Source organism: Actinomyces sp. S6-Spd3, from assembly GCF_000758755.1.
GTDB lineage: Bacteria > Actinomycetota > Actinomycetes > Actinomycetales > Actinomycetaceae > Pauljensenia.
Map to the genome: position 1 here is coordinate 86167 of NZ_JRMV01000272.1, position 17647 is coordinate 103813.

The 17647-nt window shown below is 59.6% G+C and carries 13 protein-coding genes; 10 read left to right on the forward strand and 3 right to left on the reverse strand.

All coding sequences use genetic code 11. The annotated features are described in order from the left end of the window. Positions 1-18 precede the first annotated feature (18 nt). The 4 genes from HMPREF1627_RS02450 to HMPREF1627_RS02465 all read left to right on the forward strand — a co-directional run bounded on the left by HMPREF1627_RS02450 (position 19) and on the right by HMPREF1627_RS02465 (position 5873). The gene (locus HMPREF1627_RS02450; protein ID WP_034500853.1) at positions 19-639 is read left to right on the forward strand and encodes a hypothetical protein; all 621 of its coding nucleotides are present in this window, start codon (positions 19-21) and stop codon (positions 637-639) included. Positions 640-645: 6 nt separating this feature from the next. Further along, entirely contained in the window at positions 646-2427 is a 1782-nt protein-coding gene (locus tag HMPREF1627_RS02455; protein WP_034500854.1) for an ABC-ATPase domain-containing protein, read from the forward strand. A gap of 165 nt (positions 2428-2592) precedes the next feature. Beyond that, complete coding sequence (locus HMPREF1627_RS02460; protein WP_034500856.1) at positions 2593-3324, forward strand: ABC transporter ATP-binding protein; 732 nt, start codon at positions 2593-2595, stop codon at positions 3322-3324. A gap of 5 nt (positions 3325-3329) precedes the next feature. Continuing rightward, entirely contained in the window at positions 3330-5873 is a 2544-nt protein-coding gene (locus HMPREF1627_RS02465; protein ID WP_034500857.1) for an ABC transporter permease, read from the forward strand. Positions 5874-5937: 64 nt separating this feature from the next. Here HMPREF1627_RS02465 and HMPREF1627_RS02470 read toward each other — a convergent pair whose 3' ends face one another. Together HMPREF1627_RS02470 and HMPREF1627_RS02475 are read right to left on the reverse strand one after the other, a co-directional pair. Next, entirely contained in the window at positions 5938-6834 is an 897-nt protein-coding gene (locus HMPREF1627_RS02470; RefSeq protein ID WP_034500858.1) for a patatin-like phospholipase family protein, read from the reverse strand. A 126-nt stretch (positions 6835-6960) separates the two neighbouring features. After that, complete coding sequence (locus HMPREF1627_RS02475) at positions 6961-7386, reverse strand: GtrA family protein (RefSeq protein WP_107066751.1); 426 nt, start codon at positions 7384-7386, stop codon at positions 6961-6963. Positions 7387-7640: 254 nt separating this feature from the next. Between HMPREF1627_RS02475 and HMPREF1627_RS02480 the strand changes: the two genes are divergently transcribed. From HMPREF1627_RS02480 to nrdF, 6 genes are all read left to right on the forward strand, one after another. Next, a complete protein-coding gene (locus HMPREF1627_RS02480) occupies positions 7641-9824 on the forward strand; it encodes a S9 family peptidase (protein ID WP_034500862.1) in 2184 nt (727 codons plus the stop codon). Positions 9825-9835: 11 nt separating this feature from the next. Continuing rightward, on the forward strand, positions 9836-10900 hold the full coding sequence (locus HMPREF1627_RS02485) for a ribonuclease H family protein (RefSeq protein WP_034500863.1): 1065 nt from the start codon (positions 9836-9838) through the stop codon (positions 10898-10900). Positions 10901-11004: 104 nt separating this feature from the next. Next, positions 11005-11814, forward strand: a complete 810-nt coding sequence (locus HMPREF1627_RS02490) for an AzlC family ABC transporter permease (protein WP_052040798.1) — start codon at positions 11005-11007, stop codon at positions 11812-11814. After that, positions 11814-12143, forward strand: coding sequence for a branched-chain amino acid transporter permease (locus tag HMPREF1627_RS02495; RefSeq protein ID WP_034500865.1), 330 nt, complete (start codon positions 11814-11816; stop codon positions 12141-12143). The genes HMPREF1627_RS02490 and HMPREF1627_RS02495 overlap by 1 nt, the downstream gene beginning before the upstream one ends. A gap of 316 nt (positions 12144-12459) precedes the next feature. Beyond that, positions 12460-13770 carry an alpha/beta fold hydrolase gene (locus HMPREF1627_RS02500; protein ID WP_034500866.1) on the forward strand — a complete coding sequence of 437 codons (1311 nt, stop codon included), beginning with the start codon at positions 12460-12462 and terminating at the stop codon, positions 13768-13770. Between the two features lie 136 nt (positions 13771-13906). After that, entirely contained in the window at positions 13907-14869 is a 963-nt protein-coding gene (nrdF, locus tag HMPREF1627_RS02505) for a class 1b ribonucleoside-diphosphate reductase subunit beta (RefSeq protein ID WP_034500868.1), read from the forward strand. An 86-nt stretch (positions 14870-14955) separates the two neighbouring features. Here nrdF and HMPREF1627_RS02510 read toward each other — a convergent pair whose 3' ends face one another. After that, a complete protein-coding gene (locus HMPREF1627_RS02510; RefSeq protein WP_034500870.1) occupies positions 14956-17592 on the reverse strand; it encodes a SpaA isopeptide-forming pilin-related protein in 2637 nt (878 codons plus the stop codon). Positions 17593-17647 lie beyond the last annotated feature (55 nt).

Sequence of the window (17647 nt, forward strand, 5' to 3'; positions counted from 1 at the left end):
ATTGCCTATGATGGAGGCATGACGCAACCAGATCCTCAAGCGCCCAACGTATTCCAGCCGCCGAACATGCCGACGCCTCGGGCGCCGCAGGATTCAGCAGGGTCACAACCAAGCGCCCCGTTGAGCGCGCAACAGAGCGATCCGATCAACGCGCAGCCAAGCACGCCCATGGGCTCACAAACGACACCCGAGGCCACGCCGCAGACTCCTGTTGGTACCCCCTGGGGCACACCCGAGAGCGATCGCTTCAGCATGCCGCATGCTTCCCAGCAGAGCTCATCCGCGCCTCTCGCTGCCTCGGCAACCGGCGTCTTCGCGCCACAAGCACCCGTCGGCGCCCCGGAGTTCACCTACAACCCGACCTCGCCGAGCATGCAGGCCGAGAGCATCCCCAGCACGGGCCCCATGGTTTTCGCGGTCCTCGGCCTATTCCTCATCGGACTCTTTGGCACGATTCCCGCATGGGTCTGGTCAAACACGGCAATCAGGCGCGCACGCGCCGCTCAGATCCCCGAAAGCGCCTACCAGCAGGCACTGATTGCGCGCACTCTCGGCGTGATCGGCACCGTCATCCACATCTGCCTGGCCGGTTACCTGATCTACTACGCGGTCACAACCATCTCCGCAGCGGTCGGCTGATCACCCATGTCACCTCGCGATTCTTCGCCCTCAGCGCGAATCCCCGGACAGAGTTCGACCGCCGAGTACCGCAAGCACACCGGGAGCGACCGCGATCTCATTCGCGCACTTCACCAACTCGACGGGCGTTCCTACCCGTCCTATAAGTCGGTCCTAGGCTTATGGGATTTTGGCAGTTTTTCCCTGTCTATCGACCGCATCCAGGCCGATCCCTATGCACCGCCCTCGAAGGTGCGCGCAATTTCGACGCCGCAGGAAATGGGGCTCCCTCAAGCTGCGATTTCTTCTTCCGAGGCGCGCCTGGCCTGCGCGGACTACCTCCTTCGCGCCTTTAATCGTTCGCTTCGCGAGAGGCGCCTGAATGACCTTCAGGTCATGTCACCCAGCGTTGAGATCCTCGAGCGCAGCGCCTGCACGGTCAAACCCGACCGCGTCGAACTTCGCTTCGAGGTGCGTATGCCCGCGCGCGGTCGCACGATTTTGGGCCGCCGCGCCGCGCAGATTTTCGACCTCGATATTCCTGATGCTGTCCAAGACACTTTCGACTACCTCAGCGATATTCCCGAAGTTGAGCGCGAACGCCAGGACCTTCTGCACCACATCGAGGTCTACGAGGACTACTGCGCACTCCAGTCCATCCTGAGCGAGTACGGCTGGGTGTCCTTCGTCGCCAACGGCTCTATCCTTGCGCGCCGCAGCGGGGTCTCCCAATTCCCCCTCGCGGATGCTATCCCCTTCTCTTCCCCCTCCACTCTCGAGGCCGAGGTCGAGCTCCCCCATGCGGGCACCCTCCGCGGGATGGCTATTGAGCCGGGCGTTACGGTGATCGTGGGCGGTGGTTACCACGGTAAGTCCACGCTGCTGGGTGCGATTCAGCGCGGTGTCTATGCGCATATCCCAGGGGACGGCCGCGAGTATGTGGCTACTGTCGCGAATGCGATGAAGGTCCGTGCTGCTGATGGCCGCGCCGTCACGGGAGTGGATGTTTCTCCCTTTATTACGCATCTGCCCGGAAACGCTGATACCTCGCGTTTCTCGACGGAAAACGCCTCGGGATCGACGTCTCAGGCTGCTTCCTTGGTCGAGGCAATTGAGCTGGGTTCTCCCCTGCTCTTGATCGATGAGGACACAAGCGCAACGAACCTCATGATTCGCGATGGGCGTATGCGCGAGCTCGTCCAGGCAGAGAAGGAACCGATCACTCCCTTGGTTGATCGTATTTCCTCTCTTCACCGCGACCTTGGTGTTTCGACGATTTTGGTCATGGGGGGTTCTGGCGATTACCTCGATCAGGCTGATCGCGTGCTCATGATGGACCACTATCGATGCGTCGATGTCACCGATCGTGCGCGCGAGGTTGTCTCGCGCTTGCCCCGTCCCCATGAGGACCTGCCGATGAGTGCTCCCTCCGAGCCTCGTTTCCCCATTCGCTTGCACGCACCCGAGCGTGCAAAGACAAAGGCTGCGGGCTTGTCCTCGATCACTTTGGATAAGGTGCACCTCGACCTAGGCGACGTGGAGCAGATCGTTGACCCGGGACAGACCGAGGCGATTGCGTGGATGGTGCGTGGGCTACTCTTCACGTACGCGGATGGGAAGTTGGATATCAACCAGCTCTTAGCCCGCCTTGAGCGTGCGATGAATTCTGAGGGCTTGGACGTTGTCGCCAAGTTCGGTGCGCATTCTTTGCCGGGGCACCTTGCCCGCCCACGCCTCGTCGATGTCGCAGCAGCGGTGAATCGATTCAGGGGACTGCGGCTGGGGGAAAGCGCGAACAACCAGGGCTGAAGCTCGGAGAAGCGCAGCACTAGGAACGAGGCCGTGGAAGCGGCGCTCCCACCCGCAGCCGCACATAAACGCTGCGGCCTCGGGGTCACCACCGGGGAAAATCAGGGGACACCCGGGGCATCCCCCCATAGTGGAGAGCACACCGCTGCGCGCAAGATAGAGAACATGAATACTTCTCCATCTACAACCCCGGTTGTTCGCCTCTCCCACGTGTCCAAAATCTACGGATCGGGCGACACCCAGGTCAGCGCGCTCAACAACGTCAGTGTCGATTTCTACTCGGGCGAATTCACCGCAATCATGGGCCCCTCAGGTTCAGGTAAGTCAACGATGATGCACATCCTGGCCGGACTTGATTCGCTCACCTCAGGAACCGTATTCATTGAAAATACCGATATCACGGCGCTTAAAGACAGCCAATTGACAAAGCTTCGACGCGATCGAATCGGCTTCGTTTTCCAGAGCTTCAACCTCATCCCCACCCTGGACGCACAGGCGAACATCCTGCTCCCCCTTGAGCTCGCCGGGCAGAAAGTCGACGAGGACTGGTTCAAGCTCATCGTTTCCTCACTGGGATTGGAACAACGCCTGAGCCACAGGCCCTCCGAGCTCTCGGGTGGCCAACAGCAGCGCGTCGCCGTTGCCCGCGCACTCATGAGCCGCCCCGCAGTCATCGTCGCAGACGAACCGACCGGTAACCTCGATTCGCACTCCTCCAAGGAAGTTCTTGGCCTACTGCGCCGTGCAGTCAACGAACTCGACCAGTCCGTCATCATGGTGACGCACGACGTCCACGCGGCCTCCTATGCCGACCGCGTCCTAGTTGTCCGCGACGGCGCAATCGTTTCAGACCTTCGCGGGGCCAGCGAAGACGAACTCAACGCTGCACTGAGGTGACACCAGTGAGTTCAACATCCACTCTGCTTCGAGCAAACCTGCGCACCCACGGTCGCCGCTATTTCTCAACCGGCCTCGCCGTCGCAATTTCCACCGCTTTCATCATCGTGACCTTGCTCTTCACGAACACGACGACCTCGGCGCTCACCCGAAGCATTCGCGAGGCCTACCGAGGCACGACAGCACTTGTCACCATCGAGCCCTCCCGCGACGACAACGCCGAGGAACCTACCCCCGAAGGCGTTACCCAGCAATTCGCCTCGGTGACCTCTCAGATCGAGAAGATTCCGGGAGTCACAGCCGTCGGCATCTCCACGCAATACCCCCTCATGGGCAAGGCTCATGACGAGCGAGATGCCTTCTTCCTCTCTCCCCTCCTCCCGGATCCCTTCCTCTCACTGAAGTACACGCAGGGGAAAGCCCCGGCCACGGCCTCGGAAATCACAATCCCCTCCACTTCGGCGAAAGAACTGGGCCTCCAGGTCGGCGAAACCCTCACGCTGACTTCCCAAGGAACAGAAAGCGCACACGATTTCACGGTCAGCGGGATCTACGACTCGGGATCAAATATCACCGCTACTTCGTATGTGACCACCGAGGGCTTCACCTCGGCAGTTGGCATGGGGCCGACCGGGCAGATCCGCGTGGCAACGAACCTTCCCGGGGACAAGTACGGGAACCCGACTGCCGCCGAGCAGGACACCTGGGTGAAGACTCTCGAGTCGAATCTCAGCACCGTCAAGGGAGTGAAGGTCCAAAGCGCCGCATCGGAAATTGAGCAACAGCTCAAGTCGATTCAGGTGTCGGGCGCCCTCCTCACTGCGATTGCCCTGATTTTCCCCGCGATTGCCATTCTTGTCGCATCGGTTGTCGTGTCCTCGACGTTTAAAGTCATTCTTCAGCAACGCCGTCGCGAGTTGGCGCTCCTGCGTGCACTCGGTGCGGACGTTCAGCAAGTGCGTTCACTTGTTCGCCGTGAAACCTACGCAATTGGCGCGATCTCGTCGTTCATCGGCGTGATCTTGGGAATATTGGTTGGCGGTTTCGGCCTGGGACATATGGTCGAGGGAGAGAATTTCCTCTCGATCGTCGCGTCCCTATCCATCCCCTACGCGATCGGTGTGTGGGCATTCGGAACGCTCCTCACCGTCTTCGTCGGACGCAAGCCCGCCCGCGAGGTCTCTCAAGTTCCGCCGATCGCCGCCCTTTCTCCCGTGAACGAGGCCGACGCCTCTTCTCGCGCGGCGCGCCGCCTCACCCTTGTCGTCGGCCTCTTCCTGGCCGTTGTCGGTGGTGGATGCCTCCTTGCGGCTTTGAAGATCAGCAGCGCCACGCAGAAGTTCGCCCTGTCCTTCTGCATGTCCATGGCATGCCTCATCGGTATTCTGCTGATCTGCACGGTCGTTGTTCCCACGTTCACCAAGCTCTTTGGCCGTCTGTGGCCGGGAATGCTCGCTCGTATGGCACGCGAGAACGCTGTCCGTAACCCTGGACGCACCTCCGCAACCGGAACCTCAATCGTCATTGGCGTCACCCTGGTTGTCACCATGATGGTCGGTGCGTCTTCGATGCGAGACTCCCTCATCAACGAGGTCAATGAGCGCCGTCCATTCGATCTTTCCGTCAGTACGATTACGGCTGGGGAACTCAGCAGTGATATTCAGGCACGCGTCGCATCAACCGAGGGCGTTGCTGCAAGCATTCCCGCCCACTCGATCTACGGCACCGTAAACCTTGAAGGAGAGGCGCCGGCAGGTAACGCGCAGGACGATGCCGATGAGCAGAGTCAGATTTTCGGGGAGCCGAACTATTCGACGGTCGCCCACTCAAAGGTCGAGCAGATCGATGACTCAACTGTCCTGGTCGGTATGGAAGCCTGGAATGGCAAAGACGTCAAAGTGTGCTCGAGTGAGGGAAAATGCCTCACTCTGAAGGGGAAATACACCAAGAACTTCAATGGCACCTACGAAGTCAGCGAAGCAAACCTACTCAAGCTCAATCCGAAAGCCCCCGTGACGGACATGATCGTCAAGCTGAAGGACGGCGTCTCGGCAGCAAGCGTTCAGAAGGACCTCGCAAAAATCGATAGTTCCTTAATCGTCAACGGGTCAGCGCTTGAGCGCGAGATGTACTCCAAGATGATCGATCAGATGCTGCTCATCGTCGTTGGTCTCTTGGGAGTATCGGTTCTGGTCGCTCTTGTCGGTGTTGCCAACACTCTTTCGCTCTCCGTTGCCGAACGTACGCGGGAAAACGGGCTGCTCCGTGCTCTTGGCCTAACCAAGCGTCAAATGAAAACCATGCTCGCCTTGGAGGCAGTCTTTATTTCGGTAACCGGAGCCATCATCGGCTCCGCACTCGGAATCTTCTTCGGGGCCGTCGGGATCCTGGCACTCCCCTTGGAAGGACTCACCATTTTCATCACTATCCCGTGGATCCAAATCGCGGCAGTCATCGCGGTGGCGGTACTTGCCTCCCTTGTTGCCTCGTGGCTGCCGGGACGTCGAGCGGCAAAAGTCAGTCCTTCGGCGGCTCTTGCAACCGAATAAGGGACACCGAATGGGTGTGGGGCCGAGCGGATTCCGCTCGGCCCCACACCCATAAGCTCAGGTTTTACAGGCCTAAGAAGGCCTCCCACCTGGGAAGATCTGCGCGTGCGCGGACAACACCCGCATCGTAGGCATCCTCCAAGCGATCAACATTCATTTCCATCTTGTCGATGCCCAGGTCTCCCGGAGTCACGATGAGTGCTCGCCCTTGTTCTTCCAATTGAAAAAGCTTGCGGCGAGCAGCGTTGTAGGCGACGGTGCGACGGGCCACGGCCTCGGCAATGGAAGGAAGACGCGGGAAAGCCAGGCGCAGCGCGGAGCACACACCCGGTTTCGTCGGGGTTTTAACGAAGTCGCGCGGGCGGGTCAGGACGACGAAGAACTTGCGGTAGCCGTCGCGCATCGGTGCGTCCAAGGGGATTCCTCCGTTGGGGCCAAGAGCGCCGTCAACGTAGGTATCGCCGTCAATTGTGACCGTGGGCATGATGATGGGAAGAGTCGACGAAGCACGCACGCAGCGGCCGACTTCTTCCACCGTGCGCATATCGTCTTTCGTAAACCACACTTCTTCGCCTCGAGTGGCGTTGAAGGCGCCGATCCGGACCTCAGCTGGGTTGGCAAGGAAGGTATCGAGGTCCAGGGGTGCGTCCCCGTCAGGCTGGGCGATCTCGTCGTAGAGGTAATCGACGTTAAACATGCCGCGGCCTTCGATCCAGTGACGGAAGCCCCCAAATTCAGGGCTGTCTGCGACAGTGGTGAAGGTGTCGTGTGCGCGCTTGGCATCTCGAGACACGTAGTTCACGGTGTTCGACGAACCCGCAGAAATCCCGGAAACGTGCGGGAAGTCAATTCCTTCTTCGATCAGAGTGGCGACAATTCCAGCTGTGAAGGCGCCGCGCATACCACCGCCCTCAAAAACAAGTGCGGTGTCATCAATGTGCTTCAGATTCGTCGATTTCACCTTTCGACTCTACGTCCGAGGCGGGACTCCTGCGAAGGGAGGCAGGCGCTTTTATGGCGAAAATTACCCGGCTACTCACGGGGGTACGGAAGGCGTGCGGCTGTGGGTGCGAGGCCTCGTCGACGCTTATTTCGTTGAATTTCCAGTGAAAACGACGTAGTGATAGAAGACGAAACGGAATGCCGTTCCCAGAGCAAAGCCCACGACATAGGCGGAAATATTGTCTGCCAGCGGCGAAGTCAATCCCAGAATGTGGTGACTGAATAGCAGGCAGAATTGCGTGATTCCGATGCCGCAGAGGTTGGCAAAGAAGAAGAGGAAGGCCTCGCGTCCGGCGTTTTCTTGGGTGCGTCCGCGGTAGGTCCACACTCGGTTCATGATCCACGAGTAGATGGTTGCGATGCTGGCAGCCACGGCGTTGGCGGTGTTTGCGTGGCCGGCAAGGACGCCGAGCGGGCCGTGTTGGAGCAGGTTGAAAAGCCCCATGTCGATGACGAATGCGGTTGCGCCGACCAGACCGAATTGGATGAATTCCTTGATCCATGCGCGCAGTGTTTCCGCGAGGCTTTGGGGGGCGGGGGGTTTGGACGCGCTTGTGGGGGCCTCCCCATTCGCGGGTGCGCTTGCGGGGGTCTCCCCGTTTGCGGGGGCCGGCTGCTCAATGCTTGCCGAGGCCGTGGTGGGCGTCACTTGTTCTGTTTCCTGTGTGGGCACGGTAAAGATTTTAACGTTTATTTCGTCGAGCGTTTGGGAAGGCTCAGCTCAAGTGCGCTCCAGATGCCGGTGTGCTCCCTTAGAGTATGAACATGACTGAAGAGACCGCTCCTGTTGCCCCGCAGCGTTTTGGGACGCGCGTTCGTTCCATTCACGGGGACTATTTTGATGATCCGTGGGATTGGTTGCGTCAGCGTGACAACCCGGATGTCATTGCCCATGTCCATGCGGAAAATCAATGGGCGGAACAGGTCTGCAAGCCTGCGCAGGAGCTGGCTGAGAACCTCGTTTCGGAGTTTGATTCTTTCACCGCGCCGGTTGTGTATTCGGCTCCCCAGCGCGTTGGGGACTGGTGGTATTTCCAGCGCCAGTATCACGAAGACTCCTATGCGAAGCACTACCGCGTGTCGGCCTCGCGCTACCCGGACACTCCGGTGCTGGCAGATAGCGAAACACTGGAAGGCGAGCAGCTTCTTCTCGACGAAAACCTCTGCGCCCAAGGTGAAGAGTTCTTCAAGGTCGGGGAATTGGTGCCGACCTCGGATGGGCGTTTGATCGCCTGGTCTCAAGATACCGAAGGCGACGAGCGCTGGACGTGGATCATTCAAGATGCGTCTAGCGGCGACATCATTGATCAGCGTGTCAGCGACGCGGGCTATGGGTTTGCATGGGCCGCGGATTCTCAGTCCTTCATCTACACGCGAGTCGATGACGCGTGGAGGCAATTCCAGCTCATGCATCACCACGTGGGTGCGGATGCCGATGGTGACTCCCTGCTGTTGGAAGAACCTGACGAGGCCTATGACCTGTGGTTCTCCGCATCGAACGACCCTTGGCACGTCGTTGTTCATTCGACCTCAACAACCAGTGGCGGCGCATGGCTGTGGGATCCTTATGCTCCCAGCGTTCCGCCGCGGCCTATTGTTGCTAAACGCGATGATGTCCAGGTCAATGTTGAGCCCGCAGGCGACCACCTGCTTGTCATCCACACAGCACTTTCACGCGAGGGAAGCTTGGCATGTATTCCTTTGCCTCAAGAGGGTGCCGCCGATTCGGTCGTGGACCCCGATCACTGGGTGACGCTCTACACAGCCCGCGACGGTGAGCGCCTGAGCGATCTCGAGGCATATCGCGATTTCTTCACCCTGTCCTACAGGCGTGACGCGCTCCCCCAAGCACGCTACTATCGGCGCACGCGCCCGCTCAAAGTTGTCAACGGAAAGCCCGTTCCGGCCTCGGATTGCAGTGATCTGTGGACACTCGGGGAAGAACTCAACAAAGAAGGCACGATCCGTAGCCTCTATCCCCTCAGTTCTGGGCGTTTTGAAGACTGCCTTGTTCGTGTGGGGTATCAGAGTGTTTTGACTTCACCCACCGTGGAAGAACTCGATCTGCGAACAGGGAAGTCGCGTATCCTCAAGGTCACTCAGGTTCCCAACTGGGATCCGTCTGATTTCACGGAAGAACGCGTGTGGGTGACCGCCCGTGATGAACACACTCAAATTCCCGTCACTTTGGTTCACCGGCGTGATGCCCAGCCCGACGGAACACATGCGGGGTGGATCCACGGCTACGGGTCCTACGAGGTTTCGTTTGACCCCGAATTCGACATCTTGCGTCTTCCTGCCCTCAAACGAGGCGTCGTTCACGCGATTGCGCACATTCGCGGCGGCGGAGAAATGGGACGCGCATGGTACGAAGACGGTAAGAAACTGGTGAAAACACACACCTTCACCGACTTCTTGGACGTTGCGAACTATCTGGTTGATTCCAGATGGGTTCACCCCGAACGTTTGATCGCCGAGGGTCGCAGCGCGGGCGGTCTTCTCATGGGTGCGGTCACAAATGCACAACCCGATCGTTTTGCTGCAGTGATCGCGGGGGTACCTTTCGTTGACGCACTAACAACCATCTTGGATCCCTCACTCCCCCTGACCGTGGGCGAGTGGGAGGAATGGGGTAACCCCATTGAAGATCCTGAGATCTACGCGCTCATGCGTTCCTACACCCCCTACGAAAACGTCCGCGAAGGCGTGCGTTACCCCGCGATCATGGCGACCACCTCGATCAATGACACGCGAGTCTTCTACGTTGAACCCCACAAATGGGTCCAGCGTCTTCGACAGGCCACCTCGCAGGTTCCCGATCAGTCTCCTGTCGTGATCCGTACCGAAATGGTTGCGGGGCACGCGGGAGCTTCTGGGCGCAGGGGGCGTTGGCAGGCCAGGGCTCAAGAATTTGCCTTCGCCCTTCATCAGGTCGGAATCACCAAGTAGAGGAACTTCCTATGACGATTACAGCCGCAGTGGATGGTTCTTCTCTGGGTAATCCGGGGCCTGCCGGATGGGCCTGGGTGGTCTCAGAGGATTGTTGGGATGCGGGCGGGTGGCCCAGCGGCACCAACAATCTGGGCGAATTGAATGCTGTCCTCGAACTCCTTAAGGCCACTGCTCAGGCCGGTTTAGTCGACGAAGAGCTCCATATCCTCGCGGACTCTCAGTACGCGATCAATGTGATCTCCAAGTGGTCACCGGGGTGGAAGAAACGCGGGTGGGTGAAGGCCGATAAGAAACCCATTAAAAACCTGGAGCTCATTCAAGAGATTGACCGTGCCATGCAGGGGCGCATCGTGACCTTCGAGTGGGTTAAGGGCCATGCGGGTCATCCTCTCAACGAGCGGGCCGATGACGCCGCGCGCTCGTGTGCGGAAGCCTATCGCGATGGCCGTGATATTCCCACGGGCCCGGGGTTTGCGTCGACTGAAAGTGCCGAATCCGGTGCTGGGGTATCCGCTGGAACCCTAGAAGTGTCGAGTGCGGCCAGTACTGCGGGAAGCGCGGCGGAATTGGGGACCATTACGCGCAAGGCTGATGCGGCCTCGGCAGGCGGGGAAATTCCGGAAAGCACGACGGGGACGGAAGCTCCGGAAGTACTGCTTGAGCGCCAATTCCTTGATGCATGGCTTCAGGCAGACTCTCTTGCCCTCAAAGCACTCGAAGCCCCCAGCTGCATACGCATCTGGCACAACGGTTCTCTCACACAAGGTTTGGAAGGACGCGCACCCGAGCACGCGGAAGCCTCGAATTTCCAGGTGATCCCAGCGAAAAGACTGCGTGAAGACAGCGCTGTTCTGAGCGATTCTGCGGCGATAGACCGCTGCGAAGGACAAGCATCACTGCCCAATCACACCAGTTCAGAGGCTGTTTCACGTGCAACACCAGGTATCACTTGGGTCGTGACCTACGTTTTAACGTGGACAGGCGGGAAACTACGCGAAACTAGTACCTGGGTTGTTGGGGAAGACGGGCCTCGGATCCTCATGCACCAGTCCTCTCCAATTTCGGCTCGGTGATTCGTGTTACTGACGATCTTCGACCTCGCGAGTTAACCGATACGTTCTGTTTCAATTCGTGAACACCGCATGTACGTCCTGTTCCGGTAGCCAAAAATAGAGGGATGCCATCCTCAACCCGCGCGGAAATCCTCACCGGAATCCGTATGACCGCACCCATCGCGGCGGGTTACATTCCTCTGGGGATCGCATACGGCATCTTGGTCATGCAGCTGGGAATGCCGTGGTGGATGGCCCCGGCACTGTCAATAGCAGCTTTCTCAGGATCTGCTGAGCTACTCGTCATCACTTTGGCGGCCTCGTACACTCCAATTGCCGTCATCGCTGTGACGATGCTGCTGGTGAACTTCCGGCATCTTTTCTACGCGTTCTCCTTCCCTCTTCACCTAGTCGAGGGTAGGTTCGCGCGTTTATTCTCCATGTATGCCCTGGTCGACGAGGCCTATGCGATCACCGCAGCGCGCCCCGAAGGCTGGACAAAGCCTCGTCTCCTTGCCATGCAAGTTACCTATCACGCGACATGGGTAGCCTCCGGCATGGTTGGCGTTCTTGCAGGGTCTTTCATTCCCGCGCAGATCCAGGGCCTGGATTTCGCGCTCACGGCGCTGTTTATCACCCTCACCGTCGACTCGATTCGCTCCCTTAAGGACATTCCCTCGGTTGTTTTGGCGGCTGGATCGTTCCTCATCGCGATGCTCATCTGGCCTAAACAAAGGCTTTTGCTTGCACTGCTGCTGTACGTCGGTGCCCTTGTGGTGCGCCATATGCTTGCCAAACCAAGCGAAGGCGCTTCCAGCCCCAGCGCTGATTGCTCATCCGAGTCGCGGCCTGCCGCCGACGGATTCTCTGCCCCTGATACGCGCTCCGGTTACGACGATCAAGCGCACGCACCACACACCGGTGAGGAGGCCTGATGTCTCACTCGCTCCCCTACCTCTTCGGAATCCTCCTGGTCGTCTTTGTCATCGACTTCACCTTGCGCGCGCTCCCCTTCAAGATCCTCGAGCCCCTGCGCGAGTCCAGCTTCGTTCGGAATATGGCCGTATGGATGCCTCCGGGGATTTTGCTGATCCTCGTCTTGGCGACGCTCAGCGATAACGCGGGCTCTGCAGGCTCCCAATGGTGGGCGGCGATTGTCGCGACCGTCATCACTGTTGTTGTCCATCTGGCAACGAAACGGCGCCTCCTGTGGAGCGTCGGCCTCGGAACCCTCAGCTACATCCTCATGTTGAACTTGCTCTAGAAGCCTTACTTCCGCTGCCCACGCTGAGCCCGCGCCGCTATCGCCTGCGCTGACCCGGCCTCGTCCCGCACGCCGCGCACGCCCCCCCGCCACGCGAAGGCACACACCGCCTCGCCCCTCCACACGAAGTCAACGAATGACACAGCTTATTTCCCTCGACATTCACCAACTTCGTGTGACATTGCGGTAGGAGGCACGCCGCGCGCCATTTCCGAACCGACTTCATGTGACATTCGGGGGGAGTAGTAGGCAAATCCGCGGGCCCCGCACACCGCGCACACCCCCGCCACACACCCCGCCGCGCTACCCTTGTCCCATGCGTACGAACTCCTACATCCACCACGCTCACACCGTCTACGAGCACCGCCTCGACGTCCCCCTCGATCACACGCGCCCCCTCGGCGCTGATAACCCGACCATCGAGATCTTCGCGCGCGAGATCGTGCGTCCCGGCAAGGAAAACGCGCCCTACGCCGTCTTCCTCCAGGGCGGTCCCGGCTATCCAAGCCCTCGTTTCGGCACCTTCGATAGCGGATGGATGAATCGTCTCCTGCAGGATTACCGCGTGGTCCTCCTCGATCAACGAGGCACCGGCCAGTCCACCCGCATGGATGCGCAATCCCTTTCTTTCCTTGCGACCCCGCAGGAAAAGGCAGATTACCTGCGCTATTTCCGCCAAGACCAGATCGTCTACGACGCCGAGGCCTTCCGCCAAGAACTCGCGGGAGACGAACCGTGGACGACTCTCGGCCAGTCCTACGGCGGCTTCATCACAACTTCGTACCTCTCGCTTGCCCCCCAGGGCCTGAAAGCCAGCCTCATCACGGGAGGCCTGCCCGGCCTCGTCCATGTCGACGAGATCTACCGCCTGACCTACCAGCGCACAGCAGCGCGCAACCGCGTCTATTTCCAGCGTCACCCCGAGGACGAGACAACGATCCGCCAGATCGCCGCGCACCTTCGCGACACCGAGGAACTCCTCCCAACCGGCGAGCGCCTGAGCAGCGCGCGCTTCCGTCAGATCGGCATGATGCTGGGCGGACAGGGACGCACGGACCAACTCCACTACCTGCTCGAGGGCCCGTGGGTAACCATCAACGGCCAGCGCCGCCTGTCCACCCAATTCATGGAAGCAATCGGTGACGCGACGAATGTTGCGCCGATCTACGGCGTTTTCCAGGAATTTATCTACGCCTGCGCAACGCCCGAATTGCGCGGAACCGCAACAAATTGGGCGGCAGACCGCCTGGCCGAAGAAGTTCCCGGTTTCGCGAAGGACGCCGATCCCCTAGATACTTCCGAGCCCTACTACCTCACGGGCGAGCACTTCATGCACCGCGTCTTCGACGAGGACCCGGGGCTCGCTCCCTTGGCGGAGGTCGCACAGATCCTCGCCGAAACGACGGATGCGACTCCCGTCTATTTCCCCGAGGCCTTGGCTGAGAATTCCGTTCCCGTCGCCGCCGCGGTGTACTACGACGACATGTTTGTCCCGCGCGAGCTCTCCCTTCAGACCGGTGAGCTTATGGGAGCGCATCACTACATCACGAACGAGTACCAGCACGATGGATCGCTCTACTCCGGCGGCAAGGTCCTTGATCATCTGCTCAAGCTTTTGGCGGACTAGCTCCTAGCCTCGTCATTTTCGTGATTCATTCGATCAGAGGCAGATTTCAACCGACGAAGACGGTAGTCTTTAGAACTATCAGGCCCGCTTCCTATCCCGGATCGCGCCGCATGAAACACTCGTGTCAGGAGGACGCGTGAGCGTAACGCCCGTTTTTGAAGCCATTAACTGGAACCGCATCGAAGACGACAAAGACCTCGAGGTCTGGGATCGTCTGACCGGTAATTTCTGGCTCCCCGAAAAGGTGCCCTTGAGCAACGACTTGGCATCGTGGAAGACGCTCACCGCCGAAGAACAGCGCATGACGAACCGCGTCTTCACCGGACTCACTCTGCTCGACACGCTCCAGGGAACCATCGGCGCGGTCTCGCTGATTCCGGACGCCCGTACCCCCCACGAAGAGGCGGTGTACACGAATATCGCCTTCATGGAGTCCGTGCACGCAAAGTCGTACTCTTCGATCTTCTCCACGCTTTTGTCCACCGAGGAGATCAACGAGTCCTTCCGCTGGTCGAACGAGAACGAGGCCCTGCAGCGCAAGGCGGAGATCGTGAAGTCCTACTACCAGGGCGACGATCCTGAAAAGCGCAAGGTCGCTTCGACCATGCTTGAGTCCTTCCTGTTCTACTCGGGCTTCTACGCGCCCATGTACTGGAGCGCTCACGCAAAGCTCACCAACACCGCTGACCTGATCCGCCTGATCATTCGCGACGAGGCCGTGCACGGCTACTACATTGGCTACAAGTACCAGCTGGCCGTCAACGAGTCCGACGAGGCTCGCCGCCAGGAGCTCAAGGACTACACCTTCTCCCTGCTGTTCGAGCTGTACGAAAACGAGGAAGAGTACACCGAGGACCTCTACGATCCGCTCGGCCTGACCGAGGACGTCAAGAAGTTCCTGCGTTACAACGCCAACAAGGCCCTGATGAACTTGGGCTACGAGGCCCTCTTCCCCGCCGATGCGACGAACGTGAACCCCGCGATCCTGGCGGCCCTGAGCCCGAACGCGGATGAGAACCACGATTTCTTCTCGGGTTCTGGTTCTTCCTACGTCATGGGCGAAGTGGTCGACACCGAAGATGAGGACTGGGACTTCTGAGTTCTGAGCCCTGCTTAACTCACCTGACTGAGCGTTAAAGGAGGGGGCGCCCGCCGTTTGGCGGGCGCCCCCTCCTTCGCTATTTCTTAGGCTTCAAGCCCTTCGCGTCGTTTCATCCACACGATGCCACCGGCAGCAACCATCAGCACAGCACCCGCTCCAAGGTAGGGGTAGATGCCTGTGGACCCGGCTACTGGTAGATGCCCAACCTGAGTATCAACCACGCGGATACCCGTCAGAGCCGCATCTCCAGTGCCGGCCTTTGCGGGTAAAACTCTCACGGAGGAGAAACCATCATCGGGACCAAAATCGGTGGTGATCACGGTCGAGGCAGCAGCATCGGTTCCAACACTGATATGGAAGGGAATGGGACGCGGCAGCAGAACGTGTCCTGCAGGCGCGCGGGTCTCAACCAGCCAGTAGGTCTTCCCCGTTTCAAGAGAGGGGCTGACGAAACTGGATCCACCATCAAGAACGCTGATCGGAGCACCGGTGAGTGCCTGATTGTCATAGATCGCGAAAGCCGCGCCATTGAGCGGATAGGTTCCATCATCGTTTTGAGTTCCGACCGGTTGGGTGCCGGCCTTCTCGATGCGGATCGGTCGCGGGCGAACCGGGGCGCAGGCCTCGTTATTGGATTCACCATCGTGGTCGTAGTTTCCGCTGACGCGGTTATACAGACCATTCTTTGGGCGAAGGCGATCATTCTGGGTTGCACACTCGAGCGCGACCTCGTTGTAGCCCGCCGCGGTCTTATCTCGGCTCACACGCATACGGATGTACCACGTGGCTGACTGACCGGGCTCAAGATCCGCGCCTTCGGTAAGGACATAGGATGCGGCGGCCGGCTGCACTGCAGCGCTTGCAAGTCCCTCAAGAGTGGTCGCGACCGCAGCCGAGCGGACATTCAATCCCGGTGCGAAGTCCGGGGTGTCGGTCAAGCGACCTGTTGTTCCCTTGAGCGAGCCGTCGTTGGTGGCGCTGATGCGATAGGTCACTGTAATGTCATCGGTCGTTGCGCCTTCAACGCTTTCCAGGTCCTTCTGGATGCGCAGCTTGGGGACCTTTTCTTCATTCGTGAAGGTGCAGGTGATGGGCAGGGCTGCGGGGGATGAGGCCGGGGCGACCTGGGAGAAGTCCACACCGCCCGTGTCAGGGTCACGAGTAACGTTGACCCGCTCGCCAATGCCGTTCAGACAGGTCACGTCGACGAGGTTCCACTGCGCGGAGTTCGGGTCGTCACTGGTCTTCCAGGGGCCGAAACGCCCCGGTGCTCCAAACTGCAACGGGAATCGGCCGGCGATGCGCGGCCCTGTCTCAGCGACGACGAACTGAGAGAAGCCGGGCATGAAGGCCCTGTACCCGGAGGTGACCGCCCCGGCCTTGCCGAAAGCGGTCGGGGTCAGGTTCGCGTCCTCGAAGGAGTTCCAACCGACGAAGCCATCGGCCGTGACGCTGGTGCTGAGCGGTGTTCCCGTGGGCGCGGACCAGTCACCAACGCCCATCGTTGTAAAGGTGAACGGTGGGATCGTTTCGCCCACCTGCTCGGAGTCCTCGGTGACCGTCTTCGCGACGCGCAGGTAGCGCTCTTGGCTGAAGGAGCCGTAGAGGCAGCCGAAGGAGCTCTGGTTTTCCTTGGTCGTGAAGGTGGAGACCGGCGTGGCGCCAGCAGGGGGTGTTGCCGGGCAAGAACCATCGGCGCTGGGAACGAACCCGTAGAGGACGAGTCGATAGGGGATCCCGTTGACGCTGATCGTCTGGTCCGAGGTGGTCTTCGTGATTGTCAGGACGTCGTCTGACTGGGGGGTATGGTCGGGCACGCCCGCCGAACCCGGATAGTACTGGGGCTGATCCGTGTAGATGTCGTATCTGCCTTTTCCTTCACCAACTCTTTTGAAGCAGTGCCAGTTGCCATCGGATCGAGCGAGCGCATAGTAGGGGGCAGTCGATGGGCAGGTGCGCGGCGCGGAGGCACGGGAGACCCACTCGTAGGGGCCTCCCTTGCGTCGCACGGCCGTCGTGTCCGTGTCGTTGTCGGTTTCCTGCTGGTCAAAGGGGAAGGATTCCTCCAGGTCACCAATACGAATGTCGAAAGACGAGTGCACCCAGTGAATCTGGGAGTAGATCGGGAAGTTGTTGTGTCGAACCGTACCGATAAGGAAGGTGCTGTTGAGGGAGACCGTCCCGGGGTCATTCGGCTTGTATCCGAGCGCACTGGTTGTCGAGGTCGAGATCGCGTTGGGAGTGTAGTCCCCGTGGTAGGCGTAGTGGTAGTAAGCGGCCATGTGGTAGTCCCAGGCCACGCCTCGAGTAACGTAGGACCAGTAGTCGCCGTTATTCGCAACATTCGCGTCAAGCCAGTCTTGGGAATAACCCGCGCGATAAGCGACGGAGCGCTGGTTCGGATCCGAGGAGTCGTAGTTGGTCATTCCGCGGACGACACCGAAGTAAGAGTTGTCAGCAACAACGGTGCTTCGATCGGTTCCCGAGTCATTGAGAACAGCCTTGCCAATTCGACCTTCGGAGCGATTGAAAGTAATGGTGTCGGCACCGGGTGTTTCAAGGGGGGCATCTGCCCGGGCCGGGGATTGAAAATTAGTCACTGCGGGAAGGGCAATGAGGGCTGCAAGGATGCACGAAATCACCGCATAGCGCGTAGACTTTCGACGCTCAGGACGACGCTGTACATGCTGCGGTTGGGGGGCAGTTCTGAACCGATTCATATGTCTCCGTATCAGGGATCTCACATGATATTAACAGCATTAATTGACATTGCAA

What these genes read in the sequence shown, in the direction of transcription:
- HMPREF1627_RS02450 (WP_034500853.1), top strand. Translation starts at nt 19, where the DNA reads ATGACGCAACCAGATCCTCAAGCGCCCAACGTATTCCAGCCGCCGAAC.
- HMPREF1627_RS02455 (WP_034500854.1), top strand. Translation starts at nt 646, where the DNA reads ATGTCACCTCGCGATTCTTCGCCCTCAGCGCGAATCCCCGGACAGAGT.
- HMPREF1627_RS02460 (WP_034500856.1), top strand. Translation starts at nt 2,593, where the DNA reads ATGAATACTTCTCCATCTACAACCCCGGTTGTTCGCCTCTCCCACGTG.
- HMPREF1627_RS02480 (WP_034500862.1), top strand. Translation starts at nt 7,641, where the DNA reads ATGACTGAAGAGACCGCTCCTGTTGCCCCGCAGCGTTTTGGGACGCGC.
- HMPREF1627_RS02485 (WP_034500863.1), top strand. Translation starts at nt 9,836, where the DNA reads ATGACGATTACAGCCGCAGTGGATGGTTCTTCTCTGGGTAATCCGGGG.
- HMPREF1627_RS02490 (WP_052040798.1), top strand. Translation starts at nt 11,005, where the DNA reads ATGCCATCCTCAACCCGCGCGGAAATCCTCACCGGAATCCGTATGACC.
- HMPREF1627_RS02495 (WP_034500865.1), top strand. Translation starts at nt 11,814, where the DNA reads ATGTCTCACTCGCTCCCCTACCTCTTCGGAATCCTCCTGGTCGTCTTT.
- HMPREF1627_RS02500 (WP_034500866.1), top strand. Translation starts at nt 12,460, where the DNA reads ATGCGTACGAACTCCTACATCCACCACGCTCACACCGTCTACGAGCAC.
- HMPREF1627_RS02510 (WP_034500870.1), bottom strand. Translation starts at nt 17,592, where the DNA reads ATGAATCGGTTCAGAACTGCCCCCCAACCGCAGCATGTACAGCGTCGT.